The sequence below is a fragment of the Pseudomonas sp. Z2-11 genome, assembly GCF_054161305.1.
Genome location: NZ_CP096395.1, coordinates 4,742,104 through 4,762,331 on the forward strand (window position 1 = coordinate 4,742,104; position 20,228 = coordinate 4,762,331).

At 61.4% G+C, this 20,228-nt stretch carries 23 protein-coding genes; 14 read left to right on the top strand and 9 right to left on the bottom strand.

Annotated elements, in window-relative coordinates:
* Positions 1-44 precede the first annotated feature (44 nt).
* The 3 genes from M1E16_RS20930 to M1E16_RS20940 all read left to right on the top strand — a co-directional run bounded on the left by M1E16_RS20930 (position 45) and on the right by M1E16_RS20940 (position 2,802).
* On the top strand, positions 45-1,172 hold the full coding sequence (locus tag M1E16_RS20930) for a glycerophosphodiester phosphodiesterase (protein WP_458128282.1): 1,128 nt from the start codon (positions 45-47) through the stop codon (positions 1,170-1,172).
* Positions 1,173-1,294: 122 nt separating this feature from the next.
* Positions 1,295-1,600, top strand: a complete 306-nt coding sequence (locus M1E16_RS20935; RefSeq protein WP_030142484.1) for a PepSY domain-containing protein — start codon at positions 1,295-1,297, stop codon at positions 1,598-1,600.
* A 179-nt stretch (positions 1,601-1,779) separates the two neighbouring features.
* Positions 1,780-2,802, top strand: a complete 1,023-nt coding sequence (locus M1E16_RS20940; RefSeq protein WP_305499288.1) for a transporter — start codon at positions 1,780-1,782, stop codon at positions 2,800-2,802.
* 217 nt (positions 2,803-3,019) lie between these two features.
* On the opposite strand, the gene M1E16_RS20945 is transcribed toward M1E16_RS20940, so the two are convergent.
* Positions 3,020-4,645, bottom strand: coding sequence for a methyl-accepting chemotaxis protein (locus tag M1E16_RS20945; protein ID WP_458128283.1), 1,626 nt, complete (start codon positions 4,643-4,645; stop codon positions 3,020-3,022).
* 287 nt (positions 4,646-4,932) lie between these two features.
* On the opposite strand from M1E16_RS20945, the gene M1E16_RS20950 reads away from it, so the two are divergent.
* From M1E16_RS20950 to M1E16_RS20960, 3 genes are all read left to right on the top strand, one after another.
* Positions 4,933-5,076, top strand: coding sequence for a hypothetical protein (locus tag M1E16_RS20950; protein WP_305499286.1), 144 nt, complete (start codon positions 4,933-4,935; stop codon positions 5,074-5,076).
* 75 nt (positions 5,077-5,151) lie between these two features.
* Positions 5,152-5,364, top strand: a complete 213-nt coding sequence (locus tag M1E16_RS20955) for a hypothetical protein (RefSeq protein ID WP_305499285.1) — start codon at positions 5,152-5,154, stop codon at positions 5,362-5,364.
* 83 nt (positions 5,365-5,447) lie between these two features.
* Positions 5,448-6,647: an MFS transporter gene (locus tag M1E16_RS20960; RefSeq protein WP_458128284.1), complete on the top strand. Its 1,200-nt coding sequence runs from the start codon at positions 5,448-5,450 to the stop codon at positions 6,645-6,647.
* Here the strand turns inward: M1E16_RS20960 and arfB are convergent.
* Together arfB and M1E16_RS20970 are read right to left on the bottom strand one after the other, a co-directional pair.
* The gene (gene arfB, locus M1E16_RS20965; RefSeq protein ID WP_030142489.1) at positions 6,644-7,057 is read right to left on the bottom strand and encodes an alternative ribosome rescue aminoacyl-tRNA hydrolase ArfB; all 414 of its coding nucleotides are present in this window, start codon (positions 7,055-7,057) and stop codon (positions 6,644-6,646) included. The genes M1E16_RS20960 and arfB overlap by 4 nt on opposite strands.
* Before the next feature lie 266 nt (positions 7,058-7,323).
* Positions 7,324-8,745: an amino acid permease gene (locus M1E16_RS20970; RefSeq protein WP_305499280.1), complete on the bottom strand. Its 1,422-nt coding sequence runs from the start codon at positions 8,743-8,745 to the stop codon at positions 7,324-7,326.
* A gap of 657 nt (positions 8,746-9,402) precedes the next feature.
* Here M1E16_RS20970 and M1E16_RS20975 point away from each other — a divergent pair.
* Both M1E16_RS20975 and M1E16_RS20980 read left to right on the top strand, forming a co-directional pair.
* The gene (locus tag M1E16_RS20975; protein WP_003178782.1) at positions 9,403-9,540 is read left to right on the top strand and encodes a hypothetical protein; all 138 of its coding nucleotides are present in this window, start codon (positions 9,403-9,405) and stop codon (positions 9,538-9,540) included.
* A gap of 85 nt (positions 9,541-9,625) precedes the next feature.
* Positions 9,626-10,591, top strand: a complete 966-nt coding sequence (locus tag M1E16_RS20980; RefSeq protein WP_458128285.1) for a leucyl aminopeptidase — start codon at positions 9,626-9,628, stop codon at positions 10,589-10,591.
* 251 nt (positions 10,592-10,842) lie between these two features.
* On the opposite strand, the gene rluB is transcribed toward M1E16_RS20980, so the two are convergent.
* From rluB to M1E16_RS21010, 6 genes are all read right to left on the bottom strand, one after another.
* Positions 10,843-12,078, bottom strand: coding sequence for a 23S rRNA pseudouridine(2605) synthase RluB (gene rluB, locus M1E16_RS20985; protein ID WP_305499278.1), 1,236 nt, complete (start codon positions 12,076-12,078; stop codon positions 10,843-10,845).
* A gap of 144 nt (positions 12,079-12,222) precedes the next feature.
* Positions 12,223-12,414 (bottom strand): DUF1289 domain-containing protein, encoded by a 192-nt coding sequence (locus M1E16_RS20990; protein ID WP_305499277.1) that lies wholly within the window; start codon positions 12,412-12,414, stop codon positions 12,223-12,225.
* Positions 12,415-12,536: 122 nt separating this feature from the next.
* Entirely contained in the window at positions 12,537-13,490 is a 954-nt protein-coding gene (scpB, locus tag M1E16_RS20995) for an SMC-Scp complex subunit ScpB (RefSeq protein WP_434628903.1), read from the bottom strand.
* An 11-nt stretch (positions 13,491-13,501) separates the two neighbouring features.
* Positions 13,502-14,200: a segregation and condensation protein A gene (locus tag M1E16_RS21000; RefSeq protein WP_458130355.1), complete on the bottom strand. Its 699-nt coding sequence runs from the start codon at positions 14,198-14,200 to the stop codon at positions 13,502-13,504.
* Between the two features lie 132 nt (positions 14,201-14,332).
* A complete protein-coding gene (locus M1E16_RS21005; RefSeq protein ID WP_305499273.1) occupies positions 14,333-14,962 on the bottom strand; it encodes an L-threonylcarbamoyladenylate synthase in 630 nt (209 codons plus the stop codon).
* Between the two features lie 13 nt (positions 14,963-14,975).
* Entirely contained in the window at positions 14,976-15,839 is an 864-nt protein-coding gene (locus tag M1E16_RS21010; protein ID WP_434572306.1) for a PHP domain-containing protein, read from the bottom strand.
* 87 nt (positions 15,840-15,926) lie between these two features.
* Between M1E16_RS21010 and M1E16_RS21015 the strand changes: the two genes are divergently transcribed.
* The 6 genes from M1E16_RS21015 (at position 15,927) to M1E16_RS21040 (ending at position 20,199) form a co-directional block, all read left to right on the top strand.
* Positions 15,927-16,523 (top strand): septation protein A, encoded by a 597-nt coding sequence (locus M1E16_RS21015; RefSeq protein ID WP_434572305.1) that lies wholly within the window; start codon positions 15,927-15,929, stop codon positions 16,521-16,523.
* Between the two features lies 1 nt (position 16,524).
* The gene (locus tag M1E16_RS21020) at positions 16,525-16,824 is read left to right on the top strand and encodes a YciI family protein (protein ID WP_434656241.1); all 300 of its coding nucleotides are present in this window, start codon (positions 16,525-16,527) and stop codon (positions 16,822-16,824) included.
* Between the two features lie 114 nt (positions 16,825-16,938).
* Positions 16,939-17,349: a translation initiation factor 2 gene (locus M1E16_RS21025; RefSeq protein WP_434572302.1), complete on the top strand. Its 411-nt coding sequence runs from the start codon at positions 16,939-16,941 to the stop codon at positions 17,347-17,349.
* 7 nt (positions 17,350-17,356) lie between these two features.
* Positions 17,357-18,034: a response regulator transcription factor gene (locus M1E16_RS21030; RefSeq protein ID WP_025215146.1), complete on the top strand. Its 678-nt coding sequence runs from the start codon at positions 17,357-17,359 to the stop codon at positions 18,032-18,034.
* Between the two features lie 318 nt (positions 18,035-18,352).
* Complete coding sequence (locus tag M1E16_RS21035) at positions 18,353-18,790, top strand: Spy/CpxP family protein refolding chaperone (protein ID WP_434601636.1); 438 nt, start codon at positions 18,353-18,355, stop codon at positions 18,788-18,790.
* Between the two features lie 68 nt (positions 18,791-18,858).
* Positions 18,859-20,199, top strand: coding sequence for an ATP-binding protein (locus M1E16_RS21040; protein WP_458128286.1), 1,341 nt, complete (start codon positions 18,859-18,861; stop codon positions 20,197-20,199).
* Positions 20,200-20,228 lie beyond the last annotated feature (29 nt).

The following is a 20,228-nucleotide window of genomic DNA, read 5'->3' on the forward strand; positions in this document are numbered from 1 at the left end:
TGTTAAAAGAGAGGTTTTACAGCCCCCACGAAAGGAACTCGAGCATGCCCGTCACCTTTACCCGTAGCGCGTTGATGTTGAGCCTGATGCTCGGTTTCGGCCCGGCACACGCCGCCGAAGTGCCAAGTCCCAAGGCCCTGGCAACCCAGCAGGGCATCCCCCATCCCGCGGTCATCGCCCATCGCGGCGCCTCGTTCGATGCGCCGGAGTCCACCGCCGCGGCCTACAAGCTGGCCCGTGACCTGGGCGCTGATTATCTTGAGCTCGACCTGCAACGCAGCAAGGATGGCGTGCTGTTCGTCCTGCACGACGATAGCCTGCTGCGCACCACCGATGTCGCCACCAAGTTCCCCGAGCGCAAGGACAGCACCGCCAACCAATTCACCATGGCCGAACTCAAGACGCTGGACGCCGGCAGCTGGTTCAACGCGGCCTACCCGGAGCGTGCGCGTCCTGCGTTTGTCGGCCTGAAGATCCTGACCCTGGATGAGGTCATCAATATCGCCGAGGGCAACCCGCAACAGAAGCCGGGGCTTTACATCGAAACCAAGGAACCGAAGCTGTTCCCGGGCATCGAGCGCGACCTCAAGGACAAGCTCCAGGACCGTGGCTGGCTGAGCCCGTCCGGTTCCAAGCTGGCCAAGCGCGCCCTCGGTGTGGGCCAGGGCAAAGGCAAGGTGGTATTGCAGACCTTCGAAAAGAGCAGCCTGGAACTGCTGCACAAGGAAATGCCCAAGGTGCCGAAAATCCTGTTGCTGTGGATCGGCGAAGGCAATATCGAGCCCCAGTCCAAGGTGCCGTTTGCCGAGTCCGGCGAGACCGACAAGGCGGTCTACTACGCGAAACAGGAGCCCAAGGACAAGGCCGAATTCGAAAAATGGGTCCAGTACGCCAAGGCCCAGGGCGCCATCGGCACCGGCCCTTCGGCAGCATTGACCCACGGCGGCAGCCAGAGTTATGCGGATCTGGTGAAACCCTGGATGAACCAGTACACCCATGACCAGGGTTTGCTGGTGCATGTCTATACGGTGGATGAGCCAGTGGACTTCAAGAAAGTCATGGATGCCGGCGTGGATGGTGTATTCACCAACCGGGCCAGCGAACTGCTCAAGTACTTCAAACGCCCTGAAACAGGCAGCGTGACGCAACTTCTGCAGAAGAACGGTTACTGATGGCCAGCAGCGGATCGGCGCATTCGCTGCAAGTTTTCCGAATTAAGGGTGAGTTAAGTTGCCAGAGATAATCTGAACCCACTTAAACGAATCAACCTTTAACGACACCAAGGAAAGACAATATGAAAACTTTGACTGCCCTGTTCACCGCTGCCGCCCTGACCCTCACCGCCGGCCTGGCCCAGGCTGATGTACGAATCGACCAGATTCCTCAGTTGGTCAAGGACGGCAAGATCAAGTCGCTGGAATCGATGAATGCCGAAGCCCTGAAGTTGCACCCAGGCGCTACCATCACCGATACCGACCTGGACAATCACTTCAACGGCTACGAATATGAAGTGGAACTGAAAACTGCCGATGGCAAAGAGTTCGACGTTGATTTCGATGCAACAACCGGCAAAGTCCTGAGCAACAAACAAGACACTTAATCAGTCGTCCAAGAAGCCGCGCAACTTTCCGGTTGCGCGGCTTTTTTGCATCCGATGGTAAACCGCTGCTGACCCGCCGACACAGTCCAACCGTCACAAAACCTTCAAACAACCCTGCAATGATGCCGCTCAAGTGAACCTGCCGTCACCACGACAGGCACTCCCGCCAGCGAGCCCGCATGAATCACAGCATCGATCAAAGCCACCGCGATCCGGATCTGTTCGGCCTGCTCTACGGGTTTCGCTTCCGCCCCGGCGAGCGCGGGCGAGAGATCGATTCGGCCCAGGCCCTGCGATGCCTGCAGCAACCGGAGGACGCCGACGAATTCCTCTGGCTGCATCTGAACCTGGCTCATGCCGCTTGCGAGCGCTGGATGAAAAACCATCTGGCCTTGCCCGAGGAGTTTTTCGAAGCCCTGCACGAAGGCTCGCGCTCGACCCGCATCGAGCACGTCGACTCGGCCTTGCTGGCCGTGGTCAACGATGTGGTATTCAACCTCAGCAACCTGGTGTCTTCGGACGTGTCCACGTTGTGGGTTTGCGTTCACAGTCGGCTGATAATCAGCGCACGCCTGCAGCCATTGCACTCGGTGGACAAGCTGCGTTCGTCGGTCAAGGCTGGCGAGTGCTTCCGTTCGCCGCTGGAATTGCTCGTGCATCTGCTGCGCGACCAGGGCGAAGTGCTGACCCAGATCGTGCGCAAAACCAGCCTCAGCGTTGACCAGATAGAAGACCAGTTGCTGTCCTCGCGGGTGTCCAACAACCGCGCCGAACTGGGTAGCCAACGGCGGATACTGGTGCGCCTGCAACGCCTGCTGGCATTGGAGCCGGGTTCGTTGCTGCGGCTGCTCAATCGCCCGCCACAATGGTTGCAGAAAGAAGACGTCAAGGAGCTGCGCAAATCCACTGAGGAGTTCGCCCTGATCATCAACGACCTCACCGCGTTGGGCGAGCGGATCAAATTGCTGCAGGAAGAAATCGCCGCCAACCTCAATGAACAGAGCAACCGCACATTGTTCACCCTGACCGTGGTCACGGTGCTGGCGTTGCCCATCAACATCATTGCCGGTTTTTTTGGCATGAATGTCGGCGGCGTGCCGCTGGCCGATGATGCCCACGGCTTCTGGATTCTCGTCGCACTGGTGGCGACGTTCACGTTGATCGCCGGACGCTGGGCGTTCCGCAAGCGCCGTGATTATTGAATCGATCCCTGTTTGCCGCTCGTATGAGCTTTTGTGGCGAGGGAGCTTGCTCCCGCTCGGCTGCGCAGCAGTCGTAAGTTTTTCCCTGATGCACCGCATTGAATGGCTAAGGGGCTGCTACGCAGCCCAGCGGGAGCAAGCTCCCTCGCCACAGGTGTCAATCATGTCCCAGACCAGACAGTGTTCATCAACGCCTATTCCCATCAGGTCAACGCACTCAAGCACTCAACCGCGCCGTGACTTCATTCAACTGCCCGGACAACCCGTGCAGATCCCGGCTCGCCGCTTCGGTGCGCTGCACGTTGTCCAGGTTGGTGCTGGCGATGCAGGTGATTTCCGTCAGGTTGCGCGAGATGTCCTCGGCCACCGAGGTCTGCTCTTCCGCCGCCGTGGCGATTTGGCGGTTCATGTCGCGAATCGCTTCGACTGCCTGGGTGATGCGTTCGAGCATCTCGCCGGCCTGGGTCACCTGCTCGACACTTTCTTCACTGCGCGACTGCCCGCTTTCGATGGCTTGGGCTGCGTCCACCGCCCCGGTCTGGACGGTCTGGATGATCTGATTGATCTCGATGATCGACGACGCCGTGCGTTGGGCCAGGCTGCGTACTTCATCGGCGACCACCGCAAAACCACGCCCCGCCTCACCGGCCCGAGCGGCTTCGATGGCGGCGTTGAGAGCCAGCAGGTTGGTCTGTTCGGCGATCCCGCGGATCACTTCCAATACCTTGCCGATGCGCCCGCTGTCGGCTTCCAGACGACGAATCACCGTGGCCGTGTTGGCAATTTCGCCACGCATCTGCGTGATGGTGTGAATCGTGCCTTGCATCACTTTCTCGCCCTGCTGCGCCGAATGATCGGCATCATCGGCAGCGCGCGCCGCATCGGCGGCATGGCGGGCAACTTCCTGGGCGGTGGCGGACATCTCGTTCATCGCCGTCGCCACCTGATCGGTACGCTCGAATTGCTCGCTGGTGCCCTGGCTCATCAGGCTGGCAATGGCATTCAACTCGCCGCTGGCACTGTCCAGCTCGGTGGCACTGCGTTGCAGGCGGGTGAAGGTTTCGGCAAGGAAATCGCGCAGCGTGTTGGCCGCCAGGGCCAGGTCGCCCAGCTCATCCTGGCGCGTGCTGGTGACACGCTCGGCGAAACGCCCGCGGCTCAGTTGAGTCACGTACTCGATCAGCTTACGGATCGGCTGCACCAGGTTGCGGTTGACCAACCACAGACTCAGCAACCCGATCAGCACTCCCGAGACGAGCATGATCACCGTCCCCAGCAGGATCGTGCGATCGGCACCGGCACTGATCAGCGCCGACTGCTCATCGCCCAGTTTATGCAGCTCGACCACCAGCTCGCTCATCTGCTCGCTGGTCGCACGGTCCACGCCCTTGACCGCGGCATCACCTGCCGCCGCGTCGGCGCCCGCCGCAACATAGGCATCACGGCCCTTTTGATAGGCCGCGCCCAGTTGGGCATGTTCGCCTCGCAGGCGTTCGATGCGCGTCTTGATCTGCGCCGGAACACCCTCGTGTTTGATCAGGTCGCCAAGGATGCCCTGGACATCGCGCTGACGGTCTTCGAATTGCTTCCAGTATTTCTCCAGGTCCGCCGGCTGCTTGCCACGCAGCAGCACGTTTTTCCATTCCTGGACCTGGACCTTGAATTGCAGGTTGGCCTCGTCGATCAATTGCGACGCACGCAACGGGCCATCGATCAGGTTGCGATAATGCTGGATGCCGTCGGAAAGGAAATGGAAGGACGCCAGGGCGATCAGCAGCATTGCCAGCAAGCTGCCGCTCAGCAACGCCAGAATCTGGGCTTTCAGGGATTTCTGTAAAAACATGGAGTCGATCTCTCGGCAAAAAGGACCGTCCGTGTCCAGGGTCCACTGTCGCAACTGAACGTGCGGGATATAGCATGCCATCGGCATGCATGCCCTGTTCTTGAGCCTTGGCGACCACCGGTAATGGTGTCTTTTCTCCGAGTGAACATGACCTGTCCAGACAAGTCCTTTTATCGCGTCGGCGGGATTTAAAAGTCTTTTTGTCATTTCTTCTGGGGTATCCTGCCCACGCTTTGTACAAGCGCGGATCTACCCGATCGATCAACAGACTTTGCGAGGAGCGCGAAATGCACGAGATTCCGAATCTCCCCTTCCCAAGCCTGCACGAACCTGAGCAGACGCCCACGCTACAAGCCGGGGGGCAACCCGACGCCCAGCAACCCGAGCCGCCGCAAGCCACTGAACGCCGCCAGGCCGACAGCGAAGACTGATACACCCGCACCAACAGACTGTGTGGAAAGCGCTAAGATGCGCTTTCCACACCGCCTGAATCCGAGCCCTGCACCATGACCGACGACACCTCCTCCTTCAGCCCGGCCCAGGCCAGCGTACTGATCGACACCGCCGAGAAAATGGTCGACATCTGGACCCGTCTCTCCCCCGAGAAACAAGCCGCCCTGCTGGCCCGCTTCGGCACGGAAGAAAATGCCCTGGCCGCTCTCGTCACCACGCATCTGGTCGCTGGCAAAACCCCTGGCGAGACGCCGTCCGGCAAATAGTTCTACTTTTCCAAGCTTCGCCCGCACGGTCGCCGTTATCATAAGCAGCCTATCTATCCAGCTGCCCCGTGGACCTTTCACCCATGCCAGATTCCCAGCGCCCCTTGGCGGTCACGCTGCAAGTCGTCTCCATCGTCCTGTTCACCTTCATCGGTTATCTGAACATCGGTATTCCCTTGGCCGTACTGCCCGGCTTCGTTCATGGCGAGCTGGGCTTCGGCGCGGTGATCGCCGGGCTGGTCATCAGCGTGCAGTATCTGGCCACCCTCCTCAGCCGGCCTTATGCGGGGCGCATCATCGACAACCTGGGCAGCAAACGGGCGGTCATGTTCGGCCTGGCCGGATGTGGCCTGAGCGGCGTGTTCATGCTGGTCTCGGCCTGGACCGCGGGCATGCCCGCCCTGAGCCTGAGCAGCCTGTTGATCGGACGCCTGGTGCTGGGCAGCGCGGAAAGCCTGGTGGGTTCAGGCTCGATTGGCTGGGGCATCGGCCGGGTCGGCGCGGCCAATACCGCCAAGGTGATTTCCTGGAACGGTATCGCCAGCTACGGCGCATTGGCGATCGGCGCGCCGCTGGGGGTCTGGCTGGTCAAGTCCCTGGGGCTGTGGAGCATGGGCGTCAGTATCATCCTGCTGGCGGTGCTCGGGCTGGCACTGGCCTGGCCGAAAACCGCAGCGCCGATCGTCACCGGCGAGCGCCTGCCATTCATGCATGTGCTCGGGCGCGTACTGCCCCATGGTTGCGGCTTGGCCCTGGGCTCCATCGGTTTTGGCACCATCGCCACCTTCATCACTCTGTATTACGCCACCCGGCATTGGGATAGCGCCGTGCTCTGCCTGAGCCTGTTCGGTGCGAGTTTCATCGGTGCACGCTTGCTGTTCGGCAACCTGATCAACCGTCTCGGTGGCTTCCGGGTGGCGATCGCCTGCCTCTCGGTGGAAACCCTGGGCCTGCTGCTGTTGTGGCTGGCGCCGGATGCGCAGTGGGCCCTGGCAGGGGCGGCGTTGAGTGGTTTCGGGTTCTCGCTGGTGTTCCCGGCGCTGGGGGTGGAAGCGGTCAACCTGGTACCGGCCTCCAGCCGTGGGGCGGCGGTGGGCGCGTATTCACTGTTTATCGATTTGTCGCTGGGCATCACCGGTCCGTTGGCCGGCGCGATTGCCGCGGGTTTCGGCTTTGCCTCGATCTTTCTGTTCGCCGCGCTGGCAGCCCTCGGTGGGCTGGCATTGAGTGTCTACCTGTATCGCCAGGCCCCTCGCTATCGCGAGGAGCGGGACAGGCACTAGAAGTCCACCTTGCCGCGCCCGGCCTTGATCGAGCCGCGCTTGGTCTTGGATTCGAGACGGCGTTTTTTCGAGCCCAGGGTCGGCTTGGTTGGGCGGCGCTTCTTTTCGACCTTGGTGGCACTGAGGATCAGCTCGACCAGGCGCTCCAGCGCATCGGCCCGGTTCTGCTCCTGCGTGCGGTATTGCTGGGCCTTGATGATCAATACGCCGTCGCCGGTGATGCGACTGTCGCGCAGGGCCAGCAGCCGCTCCTTGTAGAACTCGGGCAGCGACGAGGCCGGGATGTCGAAGCGCAAGTGCACGGCGCTGGAAACCTTGTTGACGTTCTGCCCGCCGGCGCCCTGGGCGCGGATGGCCGTCAGCTCGATCTCGGCGTCCGGGATGTGCACGGTGTTGGAAATGACCAGCATGGAAAGCGTCCGGTGTCAGGCTCCACAGGATACCGCGAATTCCTCATCCACCCCCCTGCCCTTTGGGAATGGTTGGGAACACAAACCCTGTGAACACTGCAGGACCAATGTGGGAGCGAGCCTGCTCGCGAAAGCGGTGGGTCAGTTGTAGTGATATTGACTGTACTGCCGCCTTCGCGAGCAGGCTCGCTCCCACAGGGGGATTGTGTGTGCTCTTGAAACAACAAACCCGGCACTTGGCCGGGTCTGTTTTACTGGCGAAAAACTTACTTGGCGGCAGCCGCCACGGCCAGTTCATGCCGGGCACTGCGCTTGTTCTTGATCACGTAGCAGACCCACATGAACACCACCCACACCGGAATCGCGTAGACCGAAACCTGGATGCCCGGGATCAGCAGCATCACGCCGAGGATGAACACCACGAACGCCAGGCAGACGTAGTTGCCGTACGGGTACCACAACGCCTTGAACAGCGGTGTCTGGCGAGTCTGGTTCATGTGCTGGCGGAACTTGAAGTGCGAGTAGCTGATCATCGCCCAGTTGATCACCAGAGTGGCAACCACCAACGACATCAGCAACTCCAGCGCATGCTGGGGGATCAGGTAGTTCAGCAGCACCGCCACCAGAGTGATCGCCGCCGAAGCGAGGATCGACCGCACCGGCACGCCACGCTTGTCGATTTTCGCCAGCGCCTTGGGCGCATCGCCCTGCTCGGCCATGCCCAGCAACATGCGGCTGTTGCAGTAGGTGCCGCTGTTGTACACCGACAGCGCGGCGGTGAGCACCACGAAGTTGAGGATGTGCGCCGCGGTGTTGCTGCCGAGCATCGAAAACACCTGCACGAACGGGCTGCCGCTATAGGCATCGCCAGAGGCGTTGAGGGTGGTCAACAGGCTGTCCCATGGTGTCAGCGAGAGCAGCACCACCAGCGCACCGATGTAGAAAATCAGGATCCGGTAGATCACCTGGTTGATGGCCTTGGGGATCACGGTTTTCGGCTTGTCGGCTTCGGCAGCAGTGAAACCGAGCATCTCCAGGCCGCCGAAGGAGAACATGATGATCGCCATGGCCATCACCAGGCCGCTGACGCCGTTGGGGAAGAACCCACCGTGGGACCACAGGTTGGTAACCGAGGCCTGTGGGCCGCCATTACCACTGACCAGCAGGTAACTGCCCAGGGCGATCATGCCGACGATCGCTACGACCTTGATGATCGCGAACCAGAACTCAGCCTCGCCAAACACTTTGACGTTGGCCAGGTTGATCGCGTTGATGAGGATGAAGAACGCTGCCGCCGAGGCCCAGGTCGGGATGTCCGGCGCCCAGTAATGGATGTATTTGCCGACGGCGGTCAGCTCGGACATGCCCACCAGGATATAGAGGATCCAGCAGTTCCAGCCCGACAGGAATCCGGCGAAACCGCCCCAGTATTTGTGCGCGAAGTGACTGAAGGAACCGGCCACCGGCTCTTCGACAATCATTTCGCCCAACTGTCGCATGATCATGAAGGCGATGAAGCCGCAGATTGCGTAGCCGAGGATCATCGACGGGCCGGCTGATTTCAACACCCCCGCCGAGCCGAGGAACAACCCGGTACCGATCGCGCCACCGAGGGCGATCAGTTGGATGTGGCGATTTTTCAGGCCGCGCTTCAGCTCGCCTGAATGCGTATTTTCTACAACGGTCATGCGTCACCTATTTGTTTTTATCTGTGACGAAATCGGACCCGACACGCTTGTGGCGTGGCGGAGTGAACAAGGCGGATAACCTTGAAAGTGCGTGGGTACGCGAAGGGTCACAGTAAAACGCGGCGCATTGTACACTGCACTACTCCCGCTGCCAGACACCAGCAGACCAGCGTCTCACCCCGCACTTGAGGTCTGGCGCGCATCTGACCCTTCCCGCGGCCTTGAAACAAGCGCTGCGAAGTATCAAAAAACGCGTCAAGCCGAGCCACTCGGCAGTTTTTTCTTACAGCCCTCCCAAATGCCGATACCGGTTCGCTCGACCGGTCAAAACCGTCAGCATTCCTTTACAAGCCGTAACGTAAACTTTCCATGCAGGAATTTTCCGTAGGCTGACTGAAAATTGACGGTAGCTAGCTACCTATCAAAAAAAGCACCTCAGCCAGCTGTTTTTCAACGGGTAAATTCGCTTAAAAAAATAGAACAGAAAGTTCAAATGAAAAAAATAAAATATTTTTTTGCATTCCAAAAAACCCTCGACTAGGTTTTCAGCCACTTGCCCAGGCATCGTGCCGGCGAGTTTTTGCGGTGCCGATTCAGTTGGGTTCTGCCCGCCGGATCGGCCCGCGTTTTCCGCAAAAGTCATCTAGGAGATTCACTATGCAAGCACTGGACAAAGACTTGGAAACCGAACTGCAACTGGATGAATGGTTCGAAGCACCGACCCATGAAGCCGCCGTTGAAATGATGCAAGCCGACGCCGTTGTGCCGTTCGGCACGGCGATGTGGCCTCTGTAAGCGCTACCCGGCGGAGCTGATCCGGCCGGTCGGCTCTGCCATTTACCGCGAGGGACGCCACATCAATCGCCAAGGAAGAATAAGCATGGACACCCAACGAGCCATCTCCCATTTCCTTTACTACCTCGAACATCATCCCGCCCTGGCCGGCATCCAGCCCGCCAAGGTGCTGCTCGGCCACACGGCCGACTACGAAGCCCTGACCGGCGCGATTGCCGAACAGGCCGGCAGCAGCTCACCGTTCAGGTTCAGCGCCATGCGCTTGGATCTTGAACCCTCGGAGCGCCTGTCCCAGGCAATTGCCGACAGTGACCTGTACATTTTTTTCTATGACTCTTCGACCCTGCCCAATCCCCGCCCCGACGGCCCGGACTTTGTCCGTGCGCTGCAAGGCGTGATGGCGGAAAACTGGAAGAAATCGCTGCTGTTCAAGGATTACGGCGAATATTTCTACGACACCTTCAGCGTCATTCCGCAACGCATCGCCGGGCTCAACAGCCACCTCATCCGCCGCATGTCCCAGGCCACCACCTTGAGCTTCGAAGATGAGCACGGCTCGTATTTCGACACGGCGCTGAACAGCGTCAAGAAGTGGACCGATATCAATGGCGTCGGCAACTACGACCTGGCCCCAGGCGAAATCGCCACTCACAGCGACACCATAAATGGCCGGGTGAAATTTGTCGGCACGTTTCTCAGTACGATTCCCTTCGCGCGCAAGTACGGCGTGTTGCAATCGCCGCTGGAGCTGTGGATCGAAGACTCCACCATCCAGAAAATCGCCACCGACGTACCGGGCCTGGAGCATGACTTCAACAAGTACCTGGACGCCAACCCGTCCAACCGCCGCATCGAAGAACTGGGCATCGGCACCAACGAAGGGGTCAAGGGCCTGTACGCTCGCAATGCCGGTTTCGAAGAGCGCCATTGCGGCTTGCACCTGGGGCTCGGTGGCGGGGCCAAGGGTAGCCATCACCTGGATCTGATTTTCGAAGGGGGTGTGCTTGCGCTGGACAAGGAGCCGGTGTTTGAGGGGCGGTTTGTGCTTTAAAAGCAGCTTCGAACGGCGAGCTTCAAGCGGCAAGAAGAAAGGACAATCTTTTGAATAGCGGTGGGATTGCTGGCCTCTTCGCGAGCAGGCTCGCTCCCACAGGGGCATTCAATGAGGTCAAATGTGGGAGCGAGCCTGCTCGCGAAGGCGGACTGGACTGCACCACATCACTGAAGCCAGACCCAAAAAAAACGCCAACCCAACGGTTGGCGTTTTTTCTTGCAGCTAGAAGCTTGTAGCTCGCAGTTGTATCACTCCGGCTTACGACGCCCAAACCCCGGACGCTGCCCCGAACCTGCCGGCGCGCCACGGCGCTTGCCCGACGGTGCGTCACGGTCGGCCAGGATGATACCCGGGCGTTTTTTTGGCGCCGGCTTGGCCGGACGCTTGGTGTCCGCCGGACGATCGGCGACCGGCGTGCCACGACCCGCCGGAGCACCGCGACCTTCGCCGCGCTCGGTACGACCGTTGGCCGGACGTGGTGTACGCGGGCCGCGCTCGCCGTCCTGACGTGGCGCAGGCTTGCGGGCCGGACGCTCGCCTTCGATCTGCGGTTCACGTGAAGGACGCGGGCCAGTCGCTGCGCCATCGGCCGCCGGACGCAGCGTACGCACGCGCTCGGTCTTGCCCATCGGACGCGAGGATTTGCGCTGCATCCGCTCCAGCTTGTCCTTGCTCTTGGCGGTCATCTGCGGCATGGAGACAGGCTTGAGGCCCACTTCGGCTGCGAGGATGTCGACTTCCTGCTGGGTCATTTCACGCCAGCGGCCCATCGGCAGGTCGGAGTTGAGGAACACCGGGCCGAAACGCACGCGCTTCAGGCGGCTGACCACCAGGCCCTGGGATTCCCACAAGCGCCGCACTTCACGGTTACGGCCTTCCATCACCACGCAGTGGTACCAGTGGTTGAAACCTTCACCGCCCGGCGCCTGCTTGATATCGGTGAAACGCGCCGGGCCGTCTTCCAGCACGACGCCGGCCTTGAGGCGCTCGATCATCTCGTCATCGACTTCGCCACGCACGCGCACGGCGTATTCGCGGTCCATCTCGTAGGACGGGTGCATCAGGCGGTTGGCCAACTCGCCGTCAGTGGTGAACATCAGCAAACCGGTGGTGTTGATGTCCAGGCGACCGATGTTGATCCAGCGGCCTTCTTTCGGACGCGGCATCTTGTCGAACACGGTCGGACGGCCTTCCGGGTCGTCACGGGTGCAGATTTCGCCGTCGGGCTTGTTGTACATGATCACGCGACGCACCGTTTCGGCGGCCTCTTCGCGCTTGATCACCTTGCCATCGATGGTAATGGCGTCGTGCATGTCGACACGCAGGCCCAAGGTGGCGTCTTTGCCGTTGACCTTGATGCGGCCCTGAGTGATCCAGGCTTCCACGTCACGGCGCGAACCGACGCCGATACGGGCGAGGACTTTTTGCAGTTTCTCGCCTGCTGGGCCGATTTCCTGGCTGTCGTTCTGGTCTAGGTCTTTCATTTCTGGGCACCTCCCGGTGTGGTCGAGTCAGGCTTGGCCTGACACTTTGAAAACGGGTCTTTCGGCGAAGGGATCGCCAAAGGGTCGCGAATCATACGCTCGTTGAAGGATTCGCGCATCAGAGACTAGCTGATGGAAACGCGCTCAGCGCTTTTTCCGCCGACCGGTGGCACCCAGCTTGATCAGGCGCAGCGCCGCTTCGGCCAGCACGGCGCGTTTGTCGTCCTTGTCGAGTTTTTTCCAGGCTTTGATCTCGCGCTTGCTGCGCCCGCAACCGATGCAAATATCTTCGTCGAACTTGCAGAGGCTGATGCAGGGGTCTTTGGTGGAGCTCATGATTCACCCAACAGTTAATGTGGGAGCGAGCCTGCTCGCGAAGGCGGCGTATCAGTCAAAATCATGTTGACTGAGCTGACGCTTTCGCGAGCAGGCTCGCTCCCACAAGGGAAGGAGGTGTGTCAGTCGTCGAACTGGCGCCGTTCGTTTTCGATCGCTTCGGCCAGAGCGCGGGCTTCGGCTTCTTCGTCGCTCAGTTCGGGTTCTGGCGGCTCAAGGGCGGCGACGGCGGCCAGCAGTTTTTCCCGGGCTTGGGCAACGCCGAGGATGTCTTCTTCAGGTTCCCATTCCGCTTCAGGCTCGGGCTCCACCGCGCTATCGGGCTCCGCCAGCTCATCCGACTCACCTTCAGGACCAGGAGCGTCACGCAGCAGGTCATCGAAGTCGGTCTTCAAGCCCTCCTCCATGGTGTCCAGCTCCAGCAGCAACGAGTGGAAACTGGTCTCTTCCTTCGGCTCTTCGGGCTCGGCGCTGGCGTCGGCCAATTCCTGCAAGGCCTGGGGCACCGGGGCGTCGTCGAATTCGAGCATCGGCTCGGGCTCCAGTTCCCGCAGTTCGGCCAGCGGCGGCAGGTCGTCGAGGTTCTTCAGGTTGAAGTGATCGAGAAACGCCTTGGTGGTGGCGAACATCGCTGGCTTGCCCGGCACGTCACGATAGCCGACGACGCGGATCCACTCACGTTCCAGCAAGGTCTTGACGATGTGGCTGTTGACCGCCACGCCACGCACGTCCTCGATCTCGCCCCGGGTGATCGGTTGGCGATAGGCGATCAGCGCCATGGTTTCGAGCATCGCACGGGAATAACGCTGCGGCCGCTCCTCCCACAGGCGCCCGACCCAGGGGGCGAATTTTTCGCGGATCTGCAAGCGGTAACCGGACGCTACCTCCTTGAGTTCGAAAGCCCGGCCTTCGCAGGATTTACCCAGCAGCGTCAGGGCTTTCTTGAACACGGCAGGCTCAGGCCGCTCGCCTTCTTCGAAGAGTTCGAACAGGCGCTCCATCGACTGTGGCTTTCCAGAGGCCAGCAGGAAAGCTTCAAGCAAGGGCGCCAGTTCACGGGGTTCGGTCAGATTCATCGGTTTGCTCGTTATTCGGCTCGGGCCCGCACATGGATCGCTGCGAACGGCTCATTCTGCACCAGCTCGACCAAGGATTCCTTGACCAATTCCAGGACCGCCATAAACGTCACCACCACGCCCAGCCGCCCTTCCTCGGCGGTGAACAGCTCGACAAATGGCACAAAACTGCCGCCCTTGAGCCGTTCCAGCACATCGCTCATGCGCTCGCGAGTGGACAATGCCTCACGGCTGACCTGGTGACTTTCAAACATGTCGCCCCGGCGCAGGACCTCGGCCATGGACATCAGCAGCTCTTCCAGGCTCACGTCCGGCAGTAACTTGCGCGCCCGCGCCTCGGGGGCGTCGAGCTTGGGCACCAGCACATCGCGCCCGACCCGACTCAAGCCGTCGATGCCTTCGGCCGCGGCCTTGAAGCGCTCGTACTCTTGCAGGCGACGGATCAGCTCGGCCCGTGGATCGTCTTCTTCCTCTTCGACCTCGGCCGAGCGCGGCAGCAGCATGCGCGATTTGATCTCGGCCAGCATGGCCGCCATTACCAAGTATTCCGCCGCCAGCTCCAGGCGCACCGACTGCATCAGCTCGACGTAGCCCATGTACTGGCGGGTGATTTCCGCCACCGGGATGTCGAGGATGTTGATGTTCTGTTTGCGGATCAGGTACAGCAACAGGTCGAGCGGCCCTTCGAAGGCTTCGAGGAAAACTTCCAGCGCATCCGGCGGGATGTACAGGTCCAGGGGCATTTCCATGACCGCCTGGCCATAGACCATGGCGAACGGCAGCTCCTGTTGCGCACCGGCCTGGCTGTCGACGTTTTCGACCGCGGTTTCCACAACCGACATTCAGGCCTCGACCATGAACGGCGTCGGATCGCCGCAGCCGACGCGTACCACTTGCGGTTCGCCGTCGGCCAGGTTGATCACCGTGGACGCCTTCATGCCGCCGTAACCGCCGTCGATGATCAGGTCGACCTGATGCTCCAGCAGTTGGCGCATTTCATAGGGGTCGGTCAGCGGATCGGTCTCGCCGGGCATGATCAGCGTCACGCTCATCAGCGGCTCACCGAGTTCCGCCAGCAGCGCCAGGGCAATGGGATGGCTCGGCACCCGCAGCCCGATGGTGCGCTTCTTTGGGTGCAGCAACAGCCGCGGGACTTCCCGGGTGGCATTCAGGATAAAGGTATAAGGGCCCGGCAGATGGGCCTTGAGCAGGCGGAAAGTGCCGGTGTCGATCTTGGCGAACAAGCCCAACTGCGAGAGGTCGCTGCAAATGAGCGCGAAGTTGTGCTTGTCGTCCAGCTGACGCAGGCGTCTTACCCGCTCGACCGCGTTTTTATCGCCGATCTGGCAACCAATGGCGTAAGACGAGTCGGTGGGATAGACCACGACGCCACCGCCACGGATGATTTCCACAGCCTGTTTGATCAGGCGCGCTTGCGGGTTTTCCGGATGAATCTGGAAAAATTGACTCACGTGTTCTACCTGTTCAGACGGCGGCGATAACGGGATCATGTTTGAATCTACACCATAGTGGTGGCAGATCTTCCGGCAACGGGCGGTATTCGCCAATCTCGGACCAGCCTCCCGGGCCGTGGAAATCACTCCCGGCGGTCACCAGCAGGCCAAACTCCCGGGCGAGGATCGCCAGGCTGCCGACCTGCTCGGCCGGCTGATGGCCATTGACCACTTCGATGGCATGGCCCCCTGCTTGAATATAGTCGGCTATCAGGCGGCGGCGCTTGCTGCGGGTGAATTCATAATGCCAGGGATGCGCCAGGCTGACCCACGCCCCGGCGGCCCGCAGAGTCTCGACCGTTTCTTCCAGGGTGGGCCAGTGCTGCTTGACGTCCCCCAGCTTGCCGGCTCCCAGCCATTTTCGGAAGGCTTCGGCGCGGTCCTTGACGAAGCCCTCGCGCACCATCCAGTCGGCAAAATGCGGCCGGGCCGGGGCGTTGCCGCTGTCGCCCAGTTCCTGCTGGACCTGCCGGGCGCCTTCCAGCGCGCCGGGCATGCCCTTGAGGGCCAGTTTGCGGCTGATCTCCTCGGAGCGCAGCCAGCGACCGTCACGCAACTCGGCAATGGCCTGGACCAGTGACGGTGCATTCACATCAAAGCCGTAGCCCAGCACGTGGATGGTCGCCCCGCCCCAGGTGCAGGACAGTTCGACGCCGTTGACCAGTTGCATGCCCAGCGCGGTGGCGGCGCTACGCGCTTCGTCGAGACCTTCGAGGGTGTCGTGATCGGTCAGGGCCAGGACTCGCACGCCGTGCTCGAACGCCCGCGCCACCAGAACCGCAGGCGCCAAGGCGCCATCGGAGGCCGTGCTATGGCAGTGCAAATCAACATTCACGAGACTTTGTTACCTCAAATCAGCTGGCCCTATCGCGGCCAAGGATGTTTGTTATTATGCCGCCACATCCTGCTTCTGGCTGCCACTGTGAAACAATTCATCGATTTCATCCCGCTCCTGCTGTTTTTCATCGTCTACAAACTTGATCCACGGACCGTCGACATCGCCGGCCACTCCTTGACTGTAGGCGGTATCTACAGCGCCACCGCGGTGCTGATCATCAGTTCCCTGGTGGTCTACGGCGCGCTGTTCGTGTCCCAGCGCAAGCTGGAGAAGAGCCAGTGGCTGACGCTGATCGCCTGCCTGGTGTTCGGCAGCCTGACCCTGGCCTTCCACAGCGAGACCTTCCTCAAATGGAAAGCCCCGGTGGTCAACTGGCTGTTCGCCCTGGCCTTCATCGGCAGCCACTTCGTCGGTGATCGCCTGCTGATCAAGCGCATCATGGGCCACGCGCTGAGCCTGCCGGACGCGATCTGGACCCGATTGAACATCGCCTGGATCGCCTTCTTCCTGTTCTGCGGCGCCGCCAACCTGTTCGTTGCGTTCACGTTCCAGCAATACTGGGTCGACTTCAAGGTCTTCGGCAGCCTGGGCATGACCTTGCTGTTCCTGATCGGCCAGGGCATCTACCTGTCCCGTCACCTGCACGATGCCGAACCCACCACGCCAAAAACCGAGGACTGACATGCTCTACGCAATCATTGCCACCGACGTCGCCGACTCCCTGGAAAAACGCCTGGCCGCGCGCCCGGAGCATCTTGAGCGCCTGCAAAAGCTCAAGGCTGAAGGTCGCATCGTGCTGGCCGGGCCGCACCCTGCGGTGGACAGCAACGACCCAGGCGCCGCCGGTTTCACTGGCAGCCTGATCGTGGCCGAGTTCGAATCCCTGGCTGCCGCACAGGCGTGGGCCAAGGCCGACCCGTTCGTGGCGGCCGGCGTCTACGCCGAGGTCGTGGTCAAGCCGTTCAAGCAAGTCCTGCCATAACCCCCGGGCGCGATGAGTCTTCCTGGCTCATTGCGCTCAATTGCTCATTGTTCTCGTCAGCCTGCCGACAACCTGTCTAATCTGCTCAATCTCGATTGGAATTCAGGAGTTGCAATGCGCAAAGGTCGGTTGTGCCTGTTGTTGGTCTCGTTGGCGATTGGAGCCCCCGCCCACGGCGAGGAAAGCACCGAGGCTGCTCATTCGGCGCCCTTGTCCCTGAGCGCGGGCGGCCAGATCGCCGAATTGCAGCAGCGCCTGAAAGACAGCGAGCGCATGCGTGAAGCACTCACCCAGCAACTGCAGAACACCAACGGCGAACGCGAGAGCGCGCTGGTGGGACGGCTGCGCCAGGAGAACCAGCGCCTGAAGTTGCAACTCAAGGAAGCCCAGTCCAGCCCGCTGCCGCGCCTGCTGACCGAACAGCAACAGTGGTTCGTCGTCGGCGCCGGGGTAGCGCTATTGGCCCTGCTCTGCGGTATCTTTGCCAGCGGTGGACGTAGACAACGTCGGCAATGGCTAAATTGAGTGAGTCATGAGCGAGCTGTTACTGATTGATGATGACCAGGAGCTGTGTGAGCTCCTCGGCAGTTGGCTGGGCCAGGAAGGTTTCCAGGTCCGCGCTTGCCACGATGGCCAGAGCGCCCGCAAGGCCCTGGCCGAAACCGCCCCGGCGGCGGTGGTGCTGGATGTGATGCTGCCCGACGGCAGCGGCCTGGAACTGCTCAAGCAGTTGCGCAACGATCACCCGGAATTGCCGGTGCTGATGCTCTCGGCCCGCGGCGAACCGCTGGATCGCATCCTTGGCCTGGAGCTGGGGGCTGACGATTACCTGGCCAAGCCTTGCGATCCACGAGAGCTGACCGCCCGCCTGCGCGCCGTGCTGCGCCGCAGCCATCCCGCCGCGGTTTCCAGCCAGATCGAACTGGGTGACCTGACCTTCAGCCCGGTGCGTGGCGTGGTCAGCATCGATGAACAGGAACAGACCCTCACCGTCTCCGAAAGCCGCCTGCTCGAAGCACTGCTCAAGCAGCCGGGTGAGCCGCTGGACAAGCAGGAACTGGCGCAGATTGCCTTGGGCCGCAAGCTGACCTTGTACGATCGCAGCCTAGACATGCACGTCAGCAACCTGCGCAAGAAGATCGGTCCCCACCCCGACGGCCGCCCACGCATCGTCGCCCTGCGTAGCCGGGGCTACTACTACAGCCTCTGAGAACACTGCTTGGACCGAGGAACATGGCTAACCCTGTGGCGAGGGAGCTTGCTCCCGCTCGGTTGCGCAGCAACCGCAAAAGCTTGGGGCCGCTTCGCCCGAAGCGTCGGACCGGCCCAGCGGGAGCAAGCTCCCTCGCCACAAAAGCGCCCTCACCCTAGCAAGCTCCCTCGCCACGGGGTTTTGTACAGGCTGTTTGTCAGCATTGCACCAAACCGTCTTTACCCAAGCTTTACCCACCCCTGACCGCCGCTGACCTTGATCTTTGTAATCTGCACACATCCGGAACTGACCGGGAACGAGACAAGGAGAGACACCATGCGCAAGACCCTTACCGCTCTGATGTTCGCCGCCGCCCTGCCGACCGTGGCCATGGCCATGCCCGAAGGCCCGGGGCCGATGGGCCCGATGGACGGTCCGCGCCACGGTGGCCAGATGCACGACAAAGGCCCCTACAGCCAACTGGACCTGACCCGCGAACAACGCGAGCAGATTCGCCGGATCATGGGTGAACAGCGCCATGAGCAACGCGAACTGGTCGACAAGTACCTGGCCAAGCTGTCGCCAGCCGACCAGAAAGCCATGCAGGACGAAATGGAAGCCCGGCACCAGAAAGTCGATGCCCAGATCCGTGGCTTGCTGAAGCCCGAGCAGCAGAAAGAGTTTGACGCCATCCAGAAAAAACGCGCCGAACGTCGGGCCGAGTGGGCCGAATTCAAAGCCTGGAAAGCGCAACAACCGCAAAAAGCGCAATAATGCGCTGAAGCACCCCCAGCCCAACGGCACGCCGCCGTTGGGCTTTCCTGGTTTTCGAGGATAAATCCGTGCGTTCACTGTTCTGGCGCATCCTGGCCAGTTTCTGGCTGGCCATCGCCCTGGTCGCGGGGCTTTCGATCCTCATGGGCCACATGCTGAACCAGGACGCCTGGATCCTCAGCCGCCATCCTGGGCTCAACACCCTGGCCGAAGAATGGACGCAATCCTACGAAAGCCAGGGCGAAGAGGCCGCGCAAGACATCCTGCAACAGCGCAAGCGCAAGTATCACATCGACGTTCAGGTGCTCAACGAGAGCGGCGACCCGGTGGTGCGCGGCACCTTTCCCCATCGCGCCGCGGCTTTCGAGGCGCGCCAGAACAACGACGACCGACGCCTCCCCTGGCGGCGCTTGACTGACGAGTTCACCAGCGCCAAGACCGGTGACACTTACCTCTTCATCTACCGCATCCCCCATCCCGAACTGGACGCCTGGCACCGCGACAGCCTGCTCTGGCCCCTCAGCGCCCTGGCCATTGCGCTGGTGGTACTGACCTTGTTCAGCCTGTTGGTGACCCTCTCCATCACCCGCCCGCTGAGCCGCCTGCGCGGCGCGGTGCATGATCTGGGGCAAGCCACGTACCAGCAGAACAGCCTCGCCAAACTGGCCAACCGCCGGGACGAATTCGGCGTACTGGCCACTGACTTCAATCGCATGGGTGCGCGCCTGCAAAGCCTGATCGCCAGCCAGCGCCAATTGCTGCGCGATGTTTCCCATGAACTGCGTTCGCCCCTGGCCCGGCTGCGCATCGCCCTGGCGCTGGCGGAGCGGGCGAGCCCCGCCGAGCGTGAAAAACTCTGGCCGCGCCTGACACGCGAATGTGACCGCCTGGAAGCATTGATCAGCGAAATCCTGGTGTTGGCCCGGGTCGACGCCGATAACGCCAGCGCCGAGGAAGTCGACCTCAACGGTTTGCTGGAGAACCTGCAAAAAGACGCCCAGCTGGCTTCACCGGAGCAGCACGTGCGCCTGGAAACCGAGCCGCAACTGACCCTCAAGGGCTGGCCCACCATGATCGAACGGGCGGTGGACAATCTCCTGCGCAACGCCCAACGCTTCAATCCTGCCGGGCAGCCCATCGAGATGCGTGCCGCGCGCCAAGGCGAAAGGATAGTGATCAGCGTGCGCGACCACGGCCCCGGCGTAGAAGCCGAACACCTGGGCCAGTTGAGCGAGCCGTTTTATCGCGCTCCCGGCCAGACCGCCCCCGGGCATGGTCTCGGCCTGGCCATCGCGCGCCGTGCGGCGGAACGGCATGGCGGAACCCTGGGATTGGCGAACCACCCCGACGGCGGATTCATCGCCACCCTGGAATTGCCGCTGGCGCCGGGGGCGGTGGTGCAACCTTGAGAACCAAATCAAGGCTTGACCTTTCGAGT